18 protein-coding genes, 3 tRNA genes and 1 pseudogene are annotated in these 20,110 nt (G+C 56.2%); 3 read left to right on the plus strand and 19 right to left on the minus strand.

The genetic code is table 11. The annotated features are described in order from the left end of the window. Positions 1 to 10: 10 nt before the first annotated feature. The 3 genes from DHB74_RS07750 to DHB74_RS07760 form a co-directional block, all read right to left on the minus strand. A complete protein-coding gene (locus DHB74_RS07750; protein ID WP_499161171.1) occupies positions 11 to 664 on the minus strand; it encodes a hydrolase in 654 nt (217 codons plus the stop codon). Between the two features lie 184 nt (positions 665 to 848). After that, the gene (locus DHB74_RS07755) at positions 849 to 1,784 is read right to left on the minus strand and encodes an alpha/beta fold hydrolase (protein WP_499161172.1); all 936 of its coding nucleotides are present in this window, start codon (positions 1,782 to 1,784) and stop codon (positions 849 to 851) included. Positions 1,785 to 1,794: 10 nt separating this feature from the next. Continuing rightward, positions 1,795 to 2,787, minus strand: coding sequence for a zinc-dependent alcohol dehydrogenase family protein (locus DHB74_RS07760; protein WP_499161173.1), 993 nt, complete (start codon positions 2,785 to 2,787; stop codon positions 1,795 to 1,797). A gap of 395 nt (positions 2,788 to 3,182) precedes the next feature. On the opposite strand from DHB74_RS07760, the gene DHB74_RS07765 reads away from it, so the two are divergent. Next, positions 3,183 to 3,464, plus strand: coding sequence for a hypothetical protein (locus tag DHB74_RS07765; RefSeq protein ID WP_499161174.1), 282 nt, complete (start codon positions 3,183 to 3,185; stop codon positions 3,462 to 3,464). A gap of 210 nt (positions 3,465 to 3,674) precedes the next feature. On the opposite strand, the gene DHB74_RS07770 is transcribed toward DHB74_RS07765, so the two are convergent. The 5 genes from DHB74_RS07770 to DHB74_RS07790 all read right to left on the minus strand — a co-directional run bounded on the left by DHB74_RS07770 (position 3,675) and on the right by DHB74_RS07790 (position 7,425). Continuing rightward, positions 3,675 to 4,658, minus strand: coding sequence for an AraC family transcriptional regulator (locus DHB74_RS07770; RefSeq protein ID WP_499161175.1), 984 nt, complete (start codon positions 4,656 to 4,658; stop codon positions 3,675 to 3,677). Positions 4,659 to 4,706: 48 nt separating this feature from the next. Next, positions 4,707 to 4,976 carry a DUF2790 domain-containing protein gene (locus DHB74_RS07775; RefSeq protein WP_499161176.1) on the minus strand — a complete coding sequence of 90 codons (270 nt, stop codon included), beginning with the start codon at positions 4,974 to 4,976 and terminating at the stop codon, positions 4,707 to 4,709. A gap of 139 nt (positions 4,977 to 5,115) precedes the next feature. Next, complete coding sequence (locus DHB74_RS07780) at positions 5,116 to 5,424, minus strand: antibiotic biosynthesis monooxygenase family protein (protein ID WP_499161177.1); 309 nt, start codon at positions 5,422 to 5,424, stop codon at positions 5,116 to 5,118. 29 nt (positions 5,425 to 5,453) lie between these two features. Then, positions 5,454 to 6,443 carry a zinc-dependent alcohol dehydrogenase family protein gene (locus tag DHB74_RS07785; protein ID WP_499161178.1) on the minus strand — a complete coding sequence of 330 codons (990 nt, stop codon included), beginning with the start codon at positions 6,441 to 6,443 and terminating at the stop codon, positions 5,454 to 5,456. Between the two features lie 304 nt (positions 6,444 to 6,747). After that, complete coding sequence (locus tag DHB74_RS07790) at positions 6,748 to 7,425, minus strand: type 1 glutamine amidotransferase domain-containing protein (RefSeq protein WP_499161179.1); 678 nt, start codon at positions 7,423 to 7,425, stop codon at positions 6,748 to 6,750. Between the two features lie 212 nt (positions 7,426 to 7,637). Here DHB74_RS07790 and DHB74_RS07795 point away from each other — a divergent pair, with 212 nt between their 5' ends. Continuing rightward, positions 7,638 to 8,588 (plus strand): GlxA family transcriptional regulator, encoded by a 951-nt coding sequence (locus DHB74_RS07795; protein WP_499161180.1) that lies wholly within the window; start codon positions 7,638 to 7,640, stop codon positions 8,586 to 8,588. A gap of 71 nt (positions 8,589 to 8,659) precedes the next feature. Here DHB74_RS07795 and DHB74_RS07800 read toward each other — a convergent pair whose 3' ends face one another. The 5 genes and pseudogenes from DHB74_RS07800 to DHB74_RS07820 all read right to left on the minus strand — a co-directional run bounded on the left by DHB74_RS07800 (position 8,660) and on the right by DHB74_RS07820 (position 14,400). Further along, positions 8,660 to 9,322, minus strand: a complete 663-nt coding sequence (locus DHB74_RS07800; RefSeq protein WP_499161181.1) for a glutathione S-transferase — start codon at positions 9,320 to 9,322, stop codon at positions 8,660 to 8,662. Positions 9,323 to 9,555: 233 nt separating this feature from the next. Then, positions 9,556 to 9,673 (minus strand): annotated as a pseudogene (locus DHB74_RS07805) (type IIL restriction-modification enzyme MmeI); the annotation flags it as partial. 428 nt (positions 9,674 to 10,101) lie between these two features. Next, a complete protein-coding gene (locus DHB74_RS07810; protein ID WP_499161182.1) occupies positions 10,102 to 13,113 on the minus strand; it encodes a DEAD/DEAH box helicase in 3,012 nt (1,003 codons plus the stop codon). Between the two features lie 69 nt (positions 13,114 to 13,182). Then, positions 13,183 to 13,839, minus strand: coding sequence for a lysoplasmalogenase (locus tag DHB74_RS07815; RefSeq protein ID WP_499161183.1), 657 nt, complete (start codon positions 13,837 to 13,839; stop codon positions 13,183 to 13,185). A gap of 81 nt (positions 13,840 to 13,920) precedes the next feature. Next, positions 13,921 to 14,400 (minus strand): VOC family protein, encoded by a 480-nt coding sequence (locus tag DHB74_RS07820; protein WP_499161184.1) that lies wholly within the window; start codon positions 14,398 to 14,400, stop codon positions 13,921 to 13,923. 139 nt (positions 14,401 to 14,539) lie between these two features. Here DHB74_RS07820 and DHB74_RS07825 point away from each other — a divergent pair, with 139 nt between their 5' ends. After that, positions 14,540 to 16,498 (plus strand): metallophosphoesterase family protein, encoded by a 1,959-nt coding sequence (locus DHB74_RS07825; protein ID WP_499161185.1) that lies wholly within the window; start codon positions 14,540 to 14,542, stop codon positions 16,496 to 16,498. A 36-nt stretch (positions 16,499 to 16,534) separates the two neighbouring features. On the opposite strand, the gene DHB74_RS07830 is transcribed toward DHB74_RS07825, so the two are convergent. The 6 genes from DHB74_RS07830 to DHB74_RS07855 form a co-directional block, all read right to left on the minus strand. Beyond that, entirely contained in the window at positions 16,535 to 16,903 is a 369-nt protein-coding gene (locus tag DHB74_RS07830) for a GFA family protein (protein ID WP_499161186.1), read from the minus strand. A gap of 243 nt (positions 16,904 to 17,146) precedes the next feature. Continuing rightward, positions 17,147 to 17,222, minus strand: a tRNA-Ala gene (locus tag DHB74_RS07835). A 39-nt stretch (positions 17,223 to 17,261) separates the two neighbouring features. Then, positions 17,262 to 17,337: transfer RNA gene (locus DHB74_RS07840), tRNA-Glu, on the minus strand. Positions 17,338 to 17,440: 103 nt separating this feature from the next. Then, a tRNA-Ala gene (locus DHB74_RS07845) sits at positions 17,441 to 17,516 on the minus strand. Positions 17,517 to 17,609: 93 nt separating this feature from the next. After that, complete coding sequence (gltX, locus tag DHB74_RS07850; RefSeq protein WP_074780639.1) at positions 17,610 to 19,097, minus strand: glutamate--tRNA ligase; 1,488 nt, start codon at positions 19,095 to 19,097, stop codon at positions 17,610 to 17,612. Between the two features lie 53 nt (positions 19,098 to 19,150). Continuing rightward, positions 19,151 to 20,080, minus strand: a complete 930-nt coding sequence (locus DHB74_RS07855) for a LysR family transcriptional regulator (protein WP_074780636.1) — start codon at positions 20,078 to 20,080, stop codon at positions 19,151 to 19,153. Between the last annotated feature and the right edge of the window lie 30 nt (positions 20,081 to 20,110).

Below are 20,110 nucleotides of genomic sequence, written 5' to 3' on the forward strand. Positions count from 1 at the left end.
TACTGACAGATCATCGTAGAGTGTCAGACACCGGCGTATTAAGCAGCTGCTGTTCCCACAGGAAGGCGATACCGCTACCGCCGCCATGCTCTTTCATCACGCCGATCATCCCTTCCAGACTTTCAGTTCGAGCCCAATCACGCTGCCACTCGGCTGCAACAGCCAGCCAGGTCATCATGTTCACACCGGCGCCGAGCATGCGCTGGATGGCGACTTCATGCGCCTCGACAGAAACGCCGCCGGACGCATCCGTCACTACCGTCACGTCCCAACCTTCTCCTGCAGCCTGAATGGCCGGCATGGCCACGCAGATCTCAGTCCACAGTCCGGCGATGATCAGCTGCTTGCGGCCGGTCCCACTCACTACATCCACTACCGCCGGGTCCTCCCAGGTATTGATGAGGGTGCGGTCGATTACCTTCTGGTCAGGAAACACATCGGTAATCTGAGGAAAGATCACTCCGCCCTGCGCCGCAAGCACGCTGGTCAGAATGGTGGGCACATTGAATGCCTTGGCAGCCTTCGCCAGAGCAGTCGAGTTGTTGATCACCATCAGTGGCTCGTGGCTGTTCAGGTTCGCCAGCTGGAACGGCTGGTGGTCGATCAGTACCAGTACAGAGTCTTCGGGACGCAGAAGTGAAGCGAGGCCGTTACGAAAAGTCATTGGGTTCATCCTCTAAAATCATATGAGCCGACTGGGGTTTCCCGTCCGCATTTCTCGATGCGTTCCCAGTGTCGCAAGGCGTCGCCGCTGGTTATTGGATGGTTGTCTGAGGTTTGGATGAGAGTGTGACCTCGGCACTGAACCGCCCCACTTATTGAGACAATCCAGTGCACGGAGCTTCTGGTCACTCTTGCTGCAGGAAGCTTAATAAATCCTGATTGAGACGGTCTTTGTGAGTATCGGCCAAGCCATGCGGTGCGCCTGGATAGACCACCAGCTTGGCGTCCTTCACGATTTCGGCAGCAGCACGGGCAGAGGCGTCAATCGGCACGATCTGGTCATCGTCGCCATGCACTATCAGTGTCGGCACATCGAACTTGGCCAGATCCGCGCGGAAATCGGTCGCTGAGAACGCCGCGATAGAGTCGTAGGTATTCTTGTGGCCCGCTTGCATGCCCTGAACCCAGAACGAATCGATCAGCCCCTGGGAGGGTGTCGCCCCTTCACGGTTGAAGCCGAAGAACGGCCCCGATGCAATGTCGCGATACAACTGCGAACGGTTTTCCAGCGAGGCCTTGCGCAAGCCGTCAAAGACCTCGATAGGCAGGCCGCCCGGGTAGTCTTCCGTTTTGAGCATCATCGGCGGGACGGCGCTGATCAGTGCCGCCTTCTTCACCCGGCCGGTACCATGCCGACCAATGTAGCGGGTGATCTCTCCACCACCCGTTGAAAAGCCAACCAAGGTGACATCCTTGAGGTCCAGCGCATTGATCACACTGGCCAGATCGTCGGCGTAGTGATCCATGTCGTTACCTTCCCACGGCTGGCTGGAACGACCATGGCCCCTGCGATCGTGCGCAATGACACGATAACCATGGTCTGCCAGGAACTGCATCTGTGATTCCCAACTGTCCGAGTTCAGCGGCCAACCGTGACTGAAGGTAACAACCTGTCCATCCTTCGGCCCCCAGTCCTTGTAATACAGCTGTACGCCATCGCTTGTTGTGACGTAACTGCCGCTCGCGGCTGAAGACGGCTCGGCAGCCGCCACATTGCCAACGCCGGCAAGAAGTAACGCAGCTGCGATAATGGGTGCGGTATTCGATCTGAAAGTTGTCATGGCGATTTCCTCATGAATGCGATGTTGTGACGGAGTGAGCCTGTGGCACGACTGCGATCGCGATTTTGCCTCTGAGGCCGTTATTTGGGGTTTCCAGCAGGGCATGGGCGAGACCAATGTCAGCAAGCGAGTAGACCGCGCCAACATGTGGCCGCAGCTGAGCGCGCGCGACCAATGCGCCCAGTTCATCAAGCTTGTTGCGATTCTGTCTGGTGAAAACGAAGTGATAGCTGGCGTTCTTGCCCCAGGCCTCGACCAGGTTCTGTGGCTGAGCAAGATCCACAATCGTGACCACGCGGCCAAGTTGTGCGAGCGCGTTGGGGCTGCGCGACAAGGTATCGCCACCGATGGTGTCGAACACCACATCTACTCCGTGGCAACCGGTTTCTCGCAGGATGGCGTCGACGTAATCTTCCTTCTGGTAATCGATCACCACGTCGGCGCCCATGCTCCGTGCGAACTCAAAGTTTGCTTCGCGCACCGTGGTAAAAACCCTGGCGCCTATGGCTTTTGCCAGTTGAATCACCACATGCCCCACGCCACCTGCGCCGCCGTGCACCAGGATGCTCTCCCCTACTCGGAGACCAGCACGCGTGACCAAGGCTTCCCATACCGTCCCGCCGACCAGACTCAGACTGGCCGCCTCGAGATGACTCAGTTCGGGAGGCTTCTTTCCGACAATACTTTCGGCGGCAACGTGGTACTCGGCATAACTTCCGGGACCGTTAAAAATCTGCGGGGTATACCAGACCTCGTCACCCGGCGCGAAGCTTGTCACTCCCGGCCCGACCGCCTCGACAACGCCCGAAACGTCATGCCCGCTGATGCTCGGCAAGGGCACCAGATCGGCGTAATGCCCACGCCGAATCTTTAAATCCAACGGATTGATGGAGGTTGCGTGTACCCGCACCAGCACTTGCCCAGCCTGCGGCACCGGCTTGGGCACCTCACATAGCTCGAACGCTTCCGGACCGCCAAATGATTTAAGGATCTGCGCTTTCATTGTCGATTCTCGCTTTGACAAAAGGGGCGTCCGACTGATTTCTGGAACGCTCCCGTACCGTCGCAGAACAGCGTTACTGATTATTGGATGACTGTCTGAAGTTTGGATAATTGTGTGATCGGTGAAGTACTGCAGTGCCCACAAGATAGCTGAGCGCGTAAGCGACAAGATGTTCCCAAACCCCAACCCAACAAACGGGCATCGTATTACCCCATGGATCACTGTCCGGAAGATACACAGAATCAGGCAATAACGTCGCAGATTCCGTATATCACCACCCAGCCTCAAGAATATATATTTCCATCCATGAGCCGAGCTATTCGAGCTTCGCTTTCTGATTCTTTGAATCAACTTATTTAGCGACTTCAAAACCATTTATCTTCAGGAGAATCGTCATGAAACCATTTAATCGCATTAAAGCAAGACTTATAGTAAGTGCGCTGTCCTTCGCCGCTCTTGGTGCAATACCGTTAACCAGCGCGGTGGCAGAAGATGGCTCGAAGCGTCTCAGAGAACTTCACAAAGTAGGCAGTGAACAGAGGCTCCCTGCTGACCGGTCGGTCAGCTCATCTCTTTCTTCAGACAAGAAAAACCAGGAAATAAAGGGCAGCGCTTCAAGCACGAAGCGTTTTCAAAAGCGCAATAAACCGGGATTTCCGAAGCGTTACGGTCGCTAGACTATTTTGTCTGGTAGGTTCCAAGCGTTACATGATTGAATACCGGGCCCGAATTACCAGCCGTGCGACGGCTGCTCTTTTCGGGCTCGAGTGCCAGCCTACGCTGCGATAGTTCGGTACGGCTCAATATCAGTCCGTTTGGTTCGTGGAGGAATGCTCCCTTTGACGCATCGCATCTTACCGAAGCAAGAAAAAGCGCCTGGATGGATGTTATGCCGACGCGCCCATCCCCGGCTCGCCGCGCAGCTTAACAACATCCGCACGCGGCGGCGCACCAAACATCCGACGGTACTCGCGGCTGAAATGCGACGGGCTTTCATAGCCGACGCGATAGCTTGCCGTCGCCGCCTCAAGTCCTTCCCTGAGCATCAGTCGTCTTGCTTCATGCAAACGCAGCTTCTTCTGGAACTGGAGCGGCGACATTCGCGTGACCTGTTTGAAGTTGTGGTAGAACGTCGATTCACTCATGTTGACGTCTTTGGCTAGATCACGCGCCCGCAGCGGTTCGGCAAAGCGATCTTTGAGTATTGAGATGATCTTGGAGATACGGTTCGATTGGCTGTCGGCAGATACGCATTCACGTATCCGCGCTCCCTCCTCGCCAATCAATACTCGATAAATAATCTCGCGCCGGATTAGCGGAGCGAGTATGGGTGCATCGGTAGGCGCGTCGAGAAGACGCACCAGACGGATCATGGCGTCGAGTATTCCCATGTCTACCTGCGCTAACCAAAGGCCGCACCCAGAGTACGGGCAATCCGACACTTCGGCGGTCGGTGCCGCATCACCCAGCTGCAACAACAATTCAGCCACCTCGGCCAGGTCCATGTTGATTTTTGCTGCCAGAAACGGACGTTCAGGAGAGGCATCCACCACCCAGCCGTCCGCCGGGAGCTCGACATTGGACATCATGCAACTGAGTGCGCCATAGACGATATCATGGTCACCAAGCTGTACCGTCATGCGCCCCTGAACAATCACGCACAGGGACGGCTCGAAGACGGTGGGCATGCAGGATGTCGGCGCGTCGACACGGAAGAGTTCCAGCCCCGCAATACCGGTTTCGTAAACGCCCTCGTTCGGCAACTTCGATGACACCAAATCTGTCAGCTCGCTACAGAGAGGCGCAGCATATAGTCTGCCGGTACTGGGTAAGGCATAGGCGACTGGGGCCTGATATGTAGTGGTATTCATAACTACCCTCCAGAGTCGTGCAAGCACGAATGCAGCCTTGGGTTGTGGTTACCCCCTCCCCGAGCTGCACACAGCTGAAAGAACCCTATATTTTAGAGATCGGATTTCTCCATACGAATCCATGTATTTCATTATGCGGTCTACTGGTTTGCAGGTAGGGGTGTATTCGGTTGATATAGATAACACCTTCACAATATCAAGCTTCGCTCCGTATTCATAAGTTACGGGGCGGCATTCACCGAGCGCATTGCAGGATAAGAGTAATCCGAGACTGGCGAAAACAATTTTAACTGGCCCGCAGAGTTTTTTGCTGTTCATAATCTCGATACCGAATAGTTGAATACTGAGACACAACAATTTATCGACATCAGACCTGCATATTTATCAAAACAGCTTACTTCTTAAAGCTACAACCGCCTGAGACAATGACATTACGATGTCAAAGGAGCCGTGCTGATTACAGGTCCTCCATAGTAAAACCGCCCCCTTCAATATGATAAACCTTCGGTTCTTCCGAAAAATATTCTTCCAAACCCATCATGAATACCCGATGGTCTTCGCTCGCTTCGAAGCCCGGCGTGTGATCCTCGAGAGATTGCCACCGCACTATAAGATTGAACACATGGGGATCTTCGATCCCCTGCGCGAGCATATGGCCGCCGTAACCCTTGGCCCGTCTGAGCAAAGGAGCAACGTCGGCAAACGCAGATCTGAACTGTTCAATGTGTTCCTTGTGAACGGGCAGCAGAGCGATTTCATAGATCATGACGTACTCCCTCAGTGTGAGCTCAACGATTACCCATTTGCGCCGTCGGAGTGAGCCTGTGGCTCGACTGCGATCGCGATTTTGCCCCTGAGGCCGTTGTTCGGGGTCTCCAGCAAGGCATGGGCGCGACCAATGTCAGCAAGCGAGTAGACCGCGCCAACATGTGGGCGCAGCTGACCGCGCGTGATCAATGTGCTCAATTCATCCAGCTTGCCGCGGTTCTGTCTGGTGAAAACGAAGTGATAACTGGCGTTCTTGCCCCAGGCTTCAATAACATTCTGTGGCTGGGCAATGTCCACAATTGAGACCACGCGGCCAAGTTGTGCGAGCACGTCGGGGCTGCGCGACAATGTATCCCCACCGATGGTGTCGAACACCACATCGACCCCCTGGCCGTCGGTTTCGCGCAGGATGGCGTCGACGTAATCCTCTCTCTCATAGTCGATGACTACGTCGGCACCCAGACTCCGTGCGAACTCAAAATTGGCTTCGCGCACCGTGGTAAGTACCCTGGCGCCTATGGCTTTTGCCACCTGAATCACCACATGCCCGACACCGCCCGCGCCGCCGTGTACCAGAATGCTCTCCCCCACTCTGAGCCCCGCACGCACGACCAATGCTTCCCACGCCGTCCCGCCGACCAGGGTCAAACTGGCCGCCTCAAGATGACTCAGCTCTGGAGGCTTCTTCCCGACAATACTTTCGGCGGCGACGTGATACTCGGCATAACTGCCAGGGCCGTCAAAGATTTGCGGGGTATACCAGACCTCGTCGCCTGGCACGAAGCTCGTCACACCCGGCCCGACCGCCTCGACAACACCCGAAACGTCATGCCCGGTAATGCTCGGCAGTGGCACCAGCTCAGCATAATCGCCACGCCGGACCTGGAAATCCAACGGATTGATGGAAGTTGCATGTACCCGCACCAGCACTTGCCCAGCCTGCGGCACCGGCTTGGGCACCTCGCAAAGTTCGAACGATTCCGGGCCGCCAAATGATTTAAGTATCTGCGCTTTCATTGTCGATTCTCGCTTTGACAAAAGGGGGTGTCCGACTGACTCCGATAACTATGCAGCAACGGCGGCACAGTCCTATCGTTGACCAGTCCCAATATCTAGAACGTTCGCACACTGTCGCAAAACACCCCTACTGATTATTGGATGTATGTCCGAGGATTGGATGAGTGTGTGATCAGCAATGTCCGGGCCTGCTGCCGGACGGATAGGCCGCGGTCAGAACGTCGCGGTAGCGTCCCAGAGCGGGCGCAAAGCACGCCCGTTCATAGCTCGCGCGGGTTCGTCTGAACCCTGCAGATTGCGCGAATCAAGCCAGCAGTTTGAGCAAGGCGTTGGCAGCGGACTCGGAACTGGCGGGGTTCTGACCGGTGACCAAACGCCCGTCGACGACAGTGAACGGTTGCCAGTCGCCGGCTTTCTCATAGCGCGCGCCAAGTTCCTGGAACTCGTCCTCGATAAGAAAAGGCACCACGTCAGTCAGCTTTACAGCGGCTTCTTCGCTGTTGGTGAAACCAGTCACCCGGCGACCTTTGACCAGCGGCTCACCATCCGCAGCTTTGACGTGGCGCAGTACTCCCGGTGCATGGCAGACGAAGCCGATTGGCTTATCGGCGCGCTCGAAGCTTTCGATCAGAGCGATGGATGTGTTCGACTCTGCCAGATCCCACAAGGGGCCATGACCACCTGGGTAGAACACCGTGTCGAAATCCTCAGCCTTCACCTCGCTGAGTTTCACCGTGCTGGCCAGTGCCTGTTGCGCGGCCGGATCAGCAGCGAAACGGTGGGTCGCCTCGGTCTGGAAGTCAGGCAGATCACTCTTGGGATCCAGAGGGGGTTGGCCACCTGCCGGCGATGCCAGCACGATGTCGGCGCCGGCGTCCTTGAAGACGTAGTAAGGTGCGGCGAACTCTTCCAGCCAGAAGCCGGTTTTCTGGCCGGTGTTACCCAGCTTGTCATGGGATGTCAGTACTATCAGAACTTTCATGAGCATTGCCTCATATTGAGCATTGTTAGCTTCGACCGACCCTTGCCGATCATGAGTTCCCTGTCTATCGAGGAGTTGGGGGCATGTTAGAAACCGGTACCGATAGCAGCAATGTCATATCCGCAAGGATTTCGGACATGCACGGCAAACCGGTTGCGCGAGCCACCCTGTCCGACGAGAATCGATGAATGCCAGCAGAGAGGAAGTGATCGATGCATACCGTGGCGTTGGTGGTTTACCCGCAGTTCCAAGCATTGAGCCTGTCAGTCGGTTCCGTCTTCGAGTGCGCCAACCTCCTGCATGGCGTGCCGGTCTACCGATTCACTCTGGTATCCGAGACAGGTGAAGCCGTGGTGTCATCTCAGGGGTTCTCGGTCAGTACCGAGGTTCTCGGCTCAGCTGGCTATGACACCATCATCGTCAGCGGCTACCTGGAGTTGGGTGAACCCAGTCCCGAGCTGCTGACATGTCTGTCCAGCGCGAGCTCGCAATCGCGGCGTATTGCATCCCTGTGTACAGGTGTCTTTGTGCTTGCCGACGCCGGTCTATTGGAGGGCAAACGGGTCGCGACTCATTGGTTACACGCGCCCGAGTTCAAGAGACGTCATCCCACCGTCCGAATCGATGATGATCGACTGTTCGTGGTCGACGGGCAGATCTGGACCGGTGCAGGCATGAGTGCCGGAGTGGATCTGGCCCTGGCAATGGTAGAGAACGACCTGGGCCCTGACCTGGCCCGCCGCGTGGCCCGAAAATTGGTAATCGCCCAACGCAGAGGCGCCGAGCAGTCACAGCTCTCGGCGCTGCTGGAGATAGATCCGAAATCCGACCGCGTGCAACTGGCGATGGCCTATGCGCGCGAAAATCTGCGCAGTGATCTCTCGGTCGAGGCACTGGCAGATGTCGCGCGATTAAGCCCACGCCAGTTCAGCCGAGTGTTCCGCGAGGAAACCGGAAAAACTCCAGCGAAAGCAGTCGAAAGCCTGCGCATAGAGGCGGCACGCGTGATGATGGAGACGAGCCGTCATCCAGTAGAAGTGATCGCACGCGAGACGGGTTTCGGCGATCGTGAGCGCATGCGTCAGGCTTTTCTTCGTGCCTATGGCAAGCCGCCGAAGCTGATGAGGGATGACCTATACGGAACAGCTAACGGCCATGACTGAAGCTCTCTGATCAAAGCCCTCCACGAGCGGGAAGAACTCGATATGTTGTCGGGTTCTGCTTAACTCAGGATTCAATAATTCCAAGGAAACACCACCACTTCATCCCCTTCCTGCCAGGGTTGAAACTTGGTCATGACCTGCTGAAATACCGGATGCGCCAGCCAGCTCCTCAACCACTGCTGCAGATGTGGGTAGGGCAAGCTGTAGAACACGTCCGGATCGACATGAGCGAACTGGCGCACAAAAGGCATGATGCCGATATCCGCGATGCTGATGCGGTCGCCGAGCAGATAGCTGTGATTGGCAAGAGTCCTCTCCAGCACCTGCAGAAACACCTCACCCCGCTGCCGATACTCTGGCTGGTTCAATTCCGGATGGCGATCGGCGTACTTGTAGCGATCCAGCCAGTACTTGAATTCGTTGTCGTTCTGATCGATCAGCGCATTGGCGCTGACCAGATCGACCTGCAATAACCCCTGCGGATCACTCTGCCCCAGCGCCCACTCCACTATCTCTCGGCTCTCTTCGATAACCACTCGCTCAGCGCCACCCTCTCCCACCAGCTGCAGAACCGGAACCGTGCCCTTGGGGCTGATAGCCAACATCTGCGGCGGCTTGTTTTTCAGCACCACCTCACGCAGCTCCACCTGCAGCTCGGCAAACAGCAGACCGAGCCGAGCGCGCATGGCGTAGGGGCAGCGGCGGAAGGAGTACAGGCGTGGGAGTGTCTTCAAATCTAAGCCTCTTCAATATGAGCCATATCAAGCGGTTGCATCGGTACAGTCAGCTATCAGCACGCATTAGGTTGGCTGTGGCCCGATCATAGACCATCTCGGCAAACGATCCATTCTGAATGCACTGCACTACTCCATCGATCATCTGCAGCCGGGCTCCCTGCCCGCTTCCTGGGTGTTCACTTCTTCGGCTTTGTATCATCCAGCTCACGCTCGATCTGTTCAATGCTCGGCAGCCGCTTGATGGTGGGTTTGTTACCGAAGGCAGCAAAACTGGAACGGGAATTCTGCTGCATCAAAAGGCAGCAAAGCCAGATCGGAAATGGCTGATTCAATTTCTGCTACGTTCATGGTGTTTCGGTATCACTGTTCAGATCGGTCTGAGGAGAGCGTGGGTCCTCTCTATGCGTACAGATTAACCACTAGTCTCGCAGAGCAGGGCGAGCGGTCGGAGGGGGAGGACAAGCAGATAGTGCTGGTTGGTCACGCAACCGGCCAAAAGCGGCCACTGGCGAGCGGCCCTATTTCGACCCATAGGCGACATCCGGTCGGCATATGGTTGACTCAAACCGCCACAGTAAGCTTTTGTTTGTAAGTACTCACGAACATTTAATCGATGGGTTGGCTTGGTGGAACTCTTATGTGTCGTGTCTGAATAGCGTATAGGCTTAATCACTAAAGTATCCTTTGGCGACTCATGCATACGCAGTTTTATTCAACCACACTCGAAACCCTTTAAACTTACAGGCCTAACCCTTACCCAACTCAAGCGAACGTGCTTAAGGGGACGTAAAAATCTTTAAATCCACATCAAGTTCATCCGCAGTGCTCAACCAGTCCTCAATGAGTTGGTATGCTTGAATACTAGTAGGCGAACAGGCTAGCGGGTTCTCCATGCTATTAATGAAGTGCTTAGTGGAGAAGGAGTTACCGGCCACAATCCAAATCTCCTTCTTGCACTTCATCGACACTCTCCGCTCGCAGATGACATCCCAAACCTTCTCAGAAAGTGAATCATCAGATGGAGCAGGATGGTTAATAGTTCCGTCCACCAACCTATAACGGGTGTCTAGCGGAAACTCCGCACCAGCAGCGGGCCAGGATTGTTTCCATGCAGAAAAGTTACCAGGCTTCACACCTTTAAATCCTGAAACCAACATGTGAATATTTTTTATTGCCTGGCTACCAACTTCGGCAATGGCACCGGCTGAAGATTCAGGATTCAAAGAATCACCACACTTAACATGAACGAAGCACAGCTTCTCCGGCGAAGATAAGATGAAATCAGCTGGCTCAACGCCCATATCACAGCAAAGAACGATATCGCAGCCAGGAATATATGTTGCAAATGGGCCAAGCGATCCAAGTGTAGTTGTTTGGTCTCCATAACCCTTCAACAGGTCGATCAGATAAAAAATTGAATCCGTATCAAAATTGTCTCTAGTAGTACGATGGTACTTATGATCGAGCGTGTGCCCCTTCTCTCTAAGCATCGGAACCTTCAATGCATCAAGCGGAAAAAGAGCGTTACCCGCGAAGCTGTCCTCGGCAGAAATCCCACGCTCATAGGGTAAGGCGAGCTTATAAAAAGCTCCTGCCAGATACGTTACGCCGTCTTCGTACAGTACTTTTAATCTGTGATCAGAATTCAAATACTCAACGACCCACTCGATATCCGGTCTTCCTTCGGAAGACCCTGTTAACAGAACCTCAAAACACCCGTCGCCATCCGAATAATTTAACGCTAGTTCTATAAGGTCACCTTGAGCGTCGAAAGTAATCCCTTGCTGATAGTCAGCATAAACAAAACCAGGGTAGACTTCACCGTTAGCAGTCGCCATCGAGCCGTCAAGATCCGTAAAATCCAGTAGCACGGATAAGATATTTGAAGTGGGTTTTTCGGTAATAGGCTGCGCATAGGATTTGATCAGTCGCCCCGCATTTCCTCCGGCATTGATACATTGGTCGACAGCATCTACCCATTGAGAAATATCTTGAAGGGTAAAATTAGATTCTTTTTGGTCGACGACCCGTCCCGACCTGGCACCAATGTAAAAGCTGCTGTCTCTTTTGCCGTCCAGACCAATATTATCGACCTTCACCATAGTTAATGCGTACCGGGAGTTACTCTGACTGCCACGCCCGCCATCAAGGTTCTGCCCCTTCAGTGCTACGGACTCTGGACGACGCACAGCTTGACCGATAGCTCGGGCGTTAGTTTCTTTGATCTGATGAACTGCTGTTTTTGCAGCCAACGCAGTGAGTTTGTCAATATGAATCGCATCGCCAAGTCTATACTGCTCCCGGTTGTAATACCTTCCACCGCCGCTGTCAAAGATAGCTACACCCGAATCAGTTTCTTTTACAATAATGACGTGCAGCTTTGGCTCGAAGAAGAACTTATTTTTAAAAAACTTTGAACTATTAAACTCAACATAAACCATAACCTGCAAATCAAAAACTTCTTCATAGACCTTGACTAATGACCCAGAACCGTGCAACTCCCAGTATAGACGATCTATCAGTAGTGACAAAGAAAAATCGCCGTCCTTTTGGACAAAGCATACCGACGCATGTGGTATTTTGAGATCATCTTCTGGGTCAATTATATTAAGATCAACTCTCTCTTTAAACTTACCATCAAAGTAGCTGTATCTCGGAAAGCCTTCGAGAAAAGATTCAATCAGATAACTTGTGCTTAGTGACCCAACAAATTCTAATGCCCCACCACTGGCGAGATAGTCGTCAAATTTTTGATACCCTACCCACATGCCCTCATTCGCCCCCCGGCTTAGATCGATCACCAATGGCTGGACCTCTCCATAGCGGCGTACGATCCGACCTACGGCCTGCACTAGCTCACGCCCACTCCCCAATTCATAGGTGAGGACCAGCAACTTAGCCTCAGGGATATCTATCCCTTCGTCAAGCTTGTGCTGGTGAATGATCACCCGCAGCCCTTCGACTTTAAGCGCCGGAGCAACTCGCTTGAACTTATTTTGTGCCTCGTCCATTTCTAGTCGCTCATGCACGCTTGCAGTGGTGAATGATTGAGAAAAAAGGTCGTGGTATTTTGTTATTTCCTCAAGGCTCTTGCACTTCACGATACACTTCACATCTTCATTCGTACCTAGATAGGCTAGGATACCTGCAAGCAATTCAGTCTCTCCGTCCATCTGCTCATACTGAGGCTCCATAATGGTCCCATCTTCGATGGCCTCTTTAAATGTAAAAACATAAAAATGTTTTGTGTTTACATTCAGTTCAAACAAGTCGTTTCGGTAAGGCGTCGCGGTAACCACCACTTTCATTGCTGCAGACTGGCGTATTATTTCCCGCCAAACAGGAGAAGGCTCAGAGTGCCCTTCATCCACGATAATCAGATCAAAATCGCCTTGAACGTTCTTTAATTCTTCGTCACCCAGCATCGTCAGCTTCTGGAAACTGGTGATATAGACCCCGTCGCCTTGGTCAAAATTAGAGTCCCGATAAGTCTTCTTTAGATCAAACTCTTTATCGTTAATTGTATTGCGAAAAAACCTCTTCGAAACCTCTCGAAACAGCTGATCTTTCACAGCTTTTCGATGACATATAACAAGAACTTTCGAGGCATCTGATAGATGTGATATTAGAGAGATTACCCCAGTCTTCCCAGCACCTGTGGGTAGGTTGATCAAGAAACCTCTCTCAGTATCGCTTTCTTCTGCATATCTGACGAAGCTACGTACTGCTTCCAGCTGGCATTGTCTTAGCTTTTCTTCAGCAGAATCCAAATATTCCAAGATAGTCACAGCAACCTTCCATGCAGTTAAAGACGTCGTATCGGCGGTTCAGACAAGATGCGAGGACAGGATATCAAACTAATCCACAGAAGCTCCTCGCCCCCGCACCCCCAACACCCCCAACCCAATCAACGTCTGCCCCGCAAAATAAGTAGTCACAATCACCGGCACCGCATACGCAAACGGCATCGCAAACTTGTTCACCCCAATCAGCGAGTCCGCTATCACAAACAGCATCGCTCCCAGCCACAGCAGCCCGGTCTTGTCTTCCACCCGGCAGGCCATGAAGGCCATGGCGTAGAGGCACAGCAAATAGATGGCTACCGGTATCTGGTAGGCGCCAGGGGCAGGAACCAGCCAGACGGCGAGTAGCAGGCTGTAGAGGGTGACGGGGAGCATGCGCCAGCGCAGCCAGGGTTTGCCTTTGGCCATGAGGGCGAAGGCGGCGACGAAGGCCAGTTGGTTGACCAGAAAGGCGCACAGCGCCTGGATGAACAGGCCGTCCCGGTCGCCGTAGTCGAGAAAGAAGTCGCCAGCCGCAGCGCCAATGAAGCCTACGCCCAGCAGAATGCCGGTGATACCGGGCCAGGCGCGCCAGGCGAGCAGCGCGAAGATCAGCATGGGGATGGGTTTGAGCAGCCAGCTCAGCGGGTAGGGTTTGAGGGGTATCAGTGCAAGGTAGATCAGCCCCAGTACCACGGCCACGGCAAAATAACGGCGCTCGAAGGCGGACATGCATCACTCCTTGATTTTTTGTTGTGTCAGCATGCTCGCCCGTCATGTACTTGCCGTCAAGTAACTGCGGCGTGCCGGTGACTACCCTTTCACCGCCGCCTCTATCCGCGCAATATCAATCTTCCCCATCGTCATCATTGCCTCAAACGCCCTCTTCGCCACCGCCGGGTCCGGATGGGCGATGGCCTCGATCAGCATCTGCGGGGTGATCTGCCATGACAGTCCCCACTTGTCCTTGCACCAGCCACATTCACTTTCCTGGCCGCCGTTGTTGACGATGGCGTTCCACAGGCGGTCGGTTTCGGCCTGGTCGTCGGTAGCGACCTGGAAGGAGAAGGCTTCGCTGTGCGGGAAGACAGGGCCGCCGTTGAGGCCTATGCAGGGGATGCCCATGACGGTGAATTCGACGGTCAGTACATCGCCCTTTTTGCCTGACGGGTAGTCGGCTGGGGCGCGGTAGATGGTGCCTACGCTGCTGTCCGGAAAGGTGTCGGCGTAGAAGATCGCGGCTTCCAGCGCGGCGTCGTCGTACCAGAGGCAGATGGTGTTTTTGCTGACCATGGCCGTTGCTCCAGGGTAGAGAATGACTGTTGAATTCTAGTCGCGGTTTGGGCTCTCAACAGGTGCCGTTCGGCGGTTGCAACGAACTGCCGTGGTGGAAGTCCTTGCCAAGAAGCTCACGAGGCTGGAGCATGTTCCGATGATTCAATCTGATATTTCTGCTGTTCTGCCGCCCGTGCTGGCGGGGCCTATTCTGCGGCGTCTTGAGCCGAATCGCTTGGTGCTCTGGCTGGTAGGCAGTACGCCGCTGTCGCTGACGCTGTTGCTCGAACCTGCCGGAGAAGCGCCCAGACGCGTGACGCTGGATGCCAGCTGTTGCCGCGTCGTTGCCATCGGTCGCCACGCTTATCTGCATCTGATCGATCTGAGCCTTCCCGAGCCGCTGCCGCAGGATGTGTTGATTCATTACGATCTGATGATCGCCTCGGACACCGGCAACGAAGCCGGAATCGCCGAATGGGCGCCGCATCTGCTGCATGAAGGTGCGACGCGGCCAAATCTGGTGCTGCGTAGCCGGGCCGATAATATTCTCTATGGCTCCTGCCGCAAGCCGCACCATCCTTCCCGGGATGGACTGGCGCGGGCGGATGAACTGCTGGCGGTGCAGATCAGTCGAGCCGAGGCGCGCCCTGCTCTGCTGATGATGTGCGGTGATCAGGTCTATGCCGATGATGTCGCCGGCCCGATGCTGGCGGCGATCCATGCGCTGATCCGTCGCCTGGGTCTGTATGGCGAGTGTCTGGACGGTGCTGTGGTCGAGGACAGCGAGGCGCTCTATAACCACCCGGCCAGCTATTATCGCCGTGAGGATCTGCTGCCCGCGTTCAAGTCCAACGAGGCGTTGCGCGAGCGTTTCTTTGGTGGCGTGGAAAAGCCGATTTTTACCACCGCCAATGCGCACAACCATCTGGTGACGCTGGCCGAGGTGATGGCCATGTATCTGCTGGTCTGGTCTCCGGTGCCGTGGCGGGTCATCTCCACTCCGCCCATGCCCGCGCTGGATACCGAACATGCGGCCCGCTGGCACACCGAAGCCGCTGCGCTGCGGGGCTTCTGCAGGGATCTGCCGCAGGCAGCGCGTCTGTTTGCCCATGTGCAGACGCTGATGATTTTCGATGACCACGATGTCACCGATGACTGGAATCTGTCAGCCAAATGGGAAGAGACGGCCTATGGGCATCCCTTCTCCCGGCGTATCGTCGGCAATGCCCTGCTCGCCTATATGCTATGTCAGGGCTGGGGTAATCGTCCGGAGGTCTTCAACGAGCTGCTCGATGAGATGGATGCGCTGAGCGCGGCGGTCGATGGTCATGACCGGCTCGATGCTGCTGCCCAGGACGGGCTGATTGGCCGCCTGCTGGGCTTTGATGAGTGGCACTATGTGTTGCGCACCTACCCGACGGTTATCGTGCTGGATACCCGCACCCGTCGCTGGCGCAGTCGACGCTTGCTCAGTCGCCCGTCGGGGTTGATGGACTGGGAGTCGCTGACCGAGCTGCAGCATGAGCTGCTGGATGAAACCGCCAGCGTGATCGTCTCGCCGACACCCATGTTCGGCGTCAAGCTGATCGAGGTGATCCAGCGCATCTGCGCCTTTGCTGGCCATGCCCTGACCGTGGATGCGGAGAACTGGATGGCCCATCGCGGTTCGGCCAGTGTCATGCTCAATATCTTCCGCCACTCCCGCACGCCGGGTAATTACGTGGTTCTGTCGGGCGATGTGCATTATTCCTTTGCCTACGATGTGCAGGTGCGCGATCGGGACCGCGCGCCGCATATCTGGCAGATCACCAGCAGCGGCATCAAGAACGAGTTTCCCCGGCGCTTGCTCGATTGGCTGGATCGCTTGAACCGCTGGCTCTACTCGCCACGCTCGCCGCTGAACTGGTTTACCCAACGCCGGGATCTGGAGATAAGCCCGCGCTTGCCTGACCAACGCCACCGTGGGGAGCGCGTGTGGAACGGCGCCGGGCTTGGGCAGGTGTGGCTGGATACGCAGGGCCGACCGGCGCGTATCGTGCAGCACAACGCTGATGGGCGGCCTTCCACGCAGTTTCTGGCGCAGGATGAGTCTGAAGCGGCGGCTACGCCGGTGTAGCAATCGGGGTCCCAGCTCTAGTTTGGCCGAGACCTCCTAGTTGTCCCGCTCATACCGTTCGGCAACGGGGAATGCCGGTAGCCAGGCTTCCCGGCGGATGGTCCACAGTTCGTAGGTCGGCTGCAGCTGGTTTGGCGCATCCAGCGAGCCCAGATTCACTTCTATCTCATTCCCGGTTCGGGAAAACACCGAGGAGCCGCAGCGGGGGCAGAAGAAGCGGCCTTGGTATTCGCTGACCTCGCCCGTTACGGTGACAGCTTCCTGCGGGAATATCGCGGAGGCGTGGAACAGCGCGCCGTGGAATTTGCGGCAGTCGAGGCAGTGGCAGATGCCGACGCGGTTGGGTTGGCCGGTTGTGGAGAGGCGGACGTTGCCGCAGAGGCAGCCGCCGGTGAGCTGGGTCATGTGGTGTGCTCCTCTGGATCTGGATTTGCAGCAGGGGCAAACACTTCCTGCTGGGCCGACCAATATCATTTCCCCGGGTTGCTTCGGGGCAATGATAGTCGCGGGGAGGGTGTTTTGTATTGGCTGGCTGAAAAGCTTCGCGGCCAAGGCCGCTCCCACTGCGGTCGAGTTCCAAACCCAGGAGATAAGAAATATTGCGGGCAAAAAAAAAGGACCGACAACAAGTGTCGGCCCTTTAAAAAATGGTGGAGCTATGCGGGATCGAACCGCAGACCTCCTGCATGCCATGCAGGCGCTCTCCCAGCTGAGCTATAGCCCCGTGGTCTTTCGACCCCGACACCGAAGTGTCGGTAAAAAATGGCGTCCCCTAGGGGACTCGAACCCCTGTTACCGCCGTGAAAGGGCGGTGTCCTAGGCCACTAGACGAAGGGGACGCAAACCCTTCTCGAAACGATGTTTGTCGTTTCATCACCAGATATGCAGTAAAGCATATCGGCTAGTGTAAAACAGGTCATCACAAAGCAATGACCCAAAAATTGGTGGAGCTATGCGGGATCGAACCGCAGACCTCCTGCATGCCATGCAGGCGCTCTCCCAGCTGAGCTATAGCCCCGTCGTTCTGGACGGGGCGCATATTAGGTCTCTCACCAAAAACTGTCAACAGAAAATTACGCAAAACAGCAACTTATAGCCAATTAGCCCGAAATCACTGGGCGCTGGCAAAGTCCGCCAACAGCTTTTCCCAGGCCTTCACTTCCTTCTTCGACGCACCGCCGAGCAGCTCCAGCGCCTGACGCAGGCGGAAGCGGGTCAGATCCGGCCCCAGGTGGGCCATGGCATCGAGTACCGAGACCGAGCTGGCCTGGCCGGTGATGGCCACGAACAGCAGCGGCATCAGGTCCCGCAGCTTGAGCTGCAGCCCCTCGGCGACCTGCTGGATGCTGGCGGTAATGCCGTCCTTGTCCCACTGACGCAGCGCTTCGAGCTTCCACAGCAGCAGCTGCAGGGTCTGGCGCACTTCATCCTGGGAGAGCTTCTTGTGGGCGAACTGGGCCGGGTCCAGTTCCAGCTTGCCGGTCATGAAGAAACCAGCCAGCGGTATCAGGTCGCTGAAGGTTTCCACGCGGCTCTGCACCAGCGGCACGATGGGGCGCAGATAATCGCTGTTGAGCGCCCACTTCTGTACGGCGTCCACGAAATCCTGCTCGGACAGATCGCGAATCCACTGCCCGTTCAGCCAGGCGAGCTTCTCGACATCGAAGATCGGCCCGCCGAGGGAGACCCGCTGGATATCGAAATGCTCGACCATCTCTTCCAGGGAGAATTTCTCGCGTTCATCCGGCATGGACCAGCCCATGCGGCCCAGATAGTTGAGCAGCGCCTGGGGCAGATAGCCCATGCGCTGATAGAAGATGATGCTGGTCGGGTTCTTGCGCTTGGACAGCTTGCTCTTGTCCGGGTTGCGCAGCAACGGCATGTGGCACAGCTGCGGCATGTCCCAGCCGAAATACTGATACAGCAGGATGTGCTTGGGCGCCGAGTTGATCCACTCCTCGCCCCGCAGCACATGAGTGATCTGCATCAGGTGATCGTCGACCACGTTGGCCAGGTGGTAGGTAGGCAGGCCATCGGCTTTCATCAGCACCTGCATGTCGACCTGTTCCCAGGGGATCTCGATTTCGCCGCGCAGCATGTCCTGCACCTTGCAGATGCCGCTCGCGGGTACCTTCATGCGCACCACATGGGGCTCGCCGGCGGCGACCCGCTGGGTCACTTCCTGCTCGGACAGATGCAGGCAGTGGCCGTCATAGCCGGGGGTCTGCTTGTTGGCCATCTGTTCGGCACGCAGCGTATCGAGACGCTCGGAGGTGCAGAAGCAGCGGAACGCGTGCCCTTTGGCAATCAGCTGTTCGCTGTGCTCATGGTAGATGGCGCTGCGCTCGCTCTGGCGGTACGGACCATGGGCGCCGCCGATATCCGGACCTTCGTCCCACTCCAGCCCCAGCCAGCGCAGGGAGTCGAGAATCTGCTGCTCCGACTCGGCACTGGAGCGCACCTGATCGGTATCCTCGATGCGCAGGATGAACTGACCACCATGCTGGCGGGCGAAGCACTGATTGAACAGCGCGATATAGGCGGTGCCTACATGGGGATCTCCAGTGGGCGACGGAGCAATACGGGTACGGACGGTCATGGAATATCTCGATTACAGCGGCCGCAGCGGGCCAGATAGTGTGAAGCAACGCCTCAGGTTGGGGGCAATGTTACCAGCGGTCCCTCGTCCTGCTCTACCCCGACATTCAGCCGCTCCCGCAACTGCTCAATCACATAATCGATGAAGGCTTTCACCTTCATCGCCTGGAAACGGCGGGAGGGATACAGGGCATACAGCTCGGTCGAAGGTAACACGCAATGCTCCAGCACCCGGCACAGGGTACCCTCCGCGACCTGGGCCTCGGCGATGAAGGCCGGCACATTGATCACCCCAGCGCCAGCCAGCGCTGCCTCGCGGGCGAAGGTAATATTGTTGATGGTCAGCACCGGACTGATAGCCACGCTCACCGCCGGCTCCAGAAAGTGCCATTTCCGCCCGTCATCCATCAGCGTATGGATACAGCGATGATCGACTAGGTCCTCCGGCTTCTGCGGGGTACCGTGCTCGGCCAGATAGGCCGGGCTGGCGAACAGCTGGCGCGGGCTGTGCATCATCGACCGCGCCACCAGGCTCGAGTCCTGCGGCCGGCCTCGGTGGATGACGATGTCCACGCCCTCCTCCACCGGATCGACCACCCGCGTGGTCAGCTCGACCTCGACCTGGATCGCCGGATAGCGGCGCATGAAATCCCCCACCACACCGCCGAGAAACAGCTGGCCGAACTCGATCGGCGAGCTGATGCGCAGCAAGCCGGTGGGCTCGCGCTGCAACTGCATGATGGCCTGCTCGGCCTCGGCGAATTCCTGCATGATCTGCCGGCAACGCTCGTAATAGGCCTGCCCCACCTCGGTCAGGCGCAGCTTGCGTGTGGTGCGGTTGAGCAACCGCACGCTCAGGCGCTCTTCCAATTGTGCGATACGGCGGCTGACAGTGGACTTCTGCATGCCCAAGGTCATCGCCGCGCTGGTAAAACTGTGACACTCCACCACTCGAGTGAAGATCAGGGCGTCATCCAATCCCATCCACTGTTCCCGTCATGCAACAAAGTTTCC

Origin of the sequence: Pseudomonas sp. G11-1 (genome assembly GCF_024031555.1) — a bacterium.
Classification (GTDB): domain Bacteria; phylum Pseudomonadota; class Gammaproteobacteria; order Pseudomonadales; family Pseudomonadaceae; genus Halopseudomonas; species Halopseudomonas bauzanensis.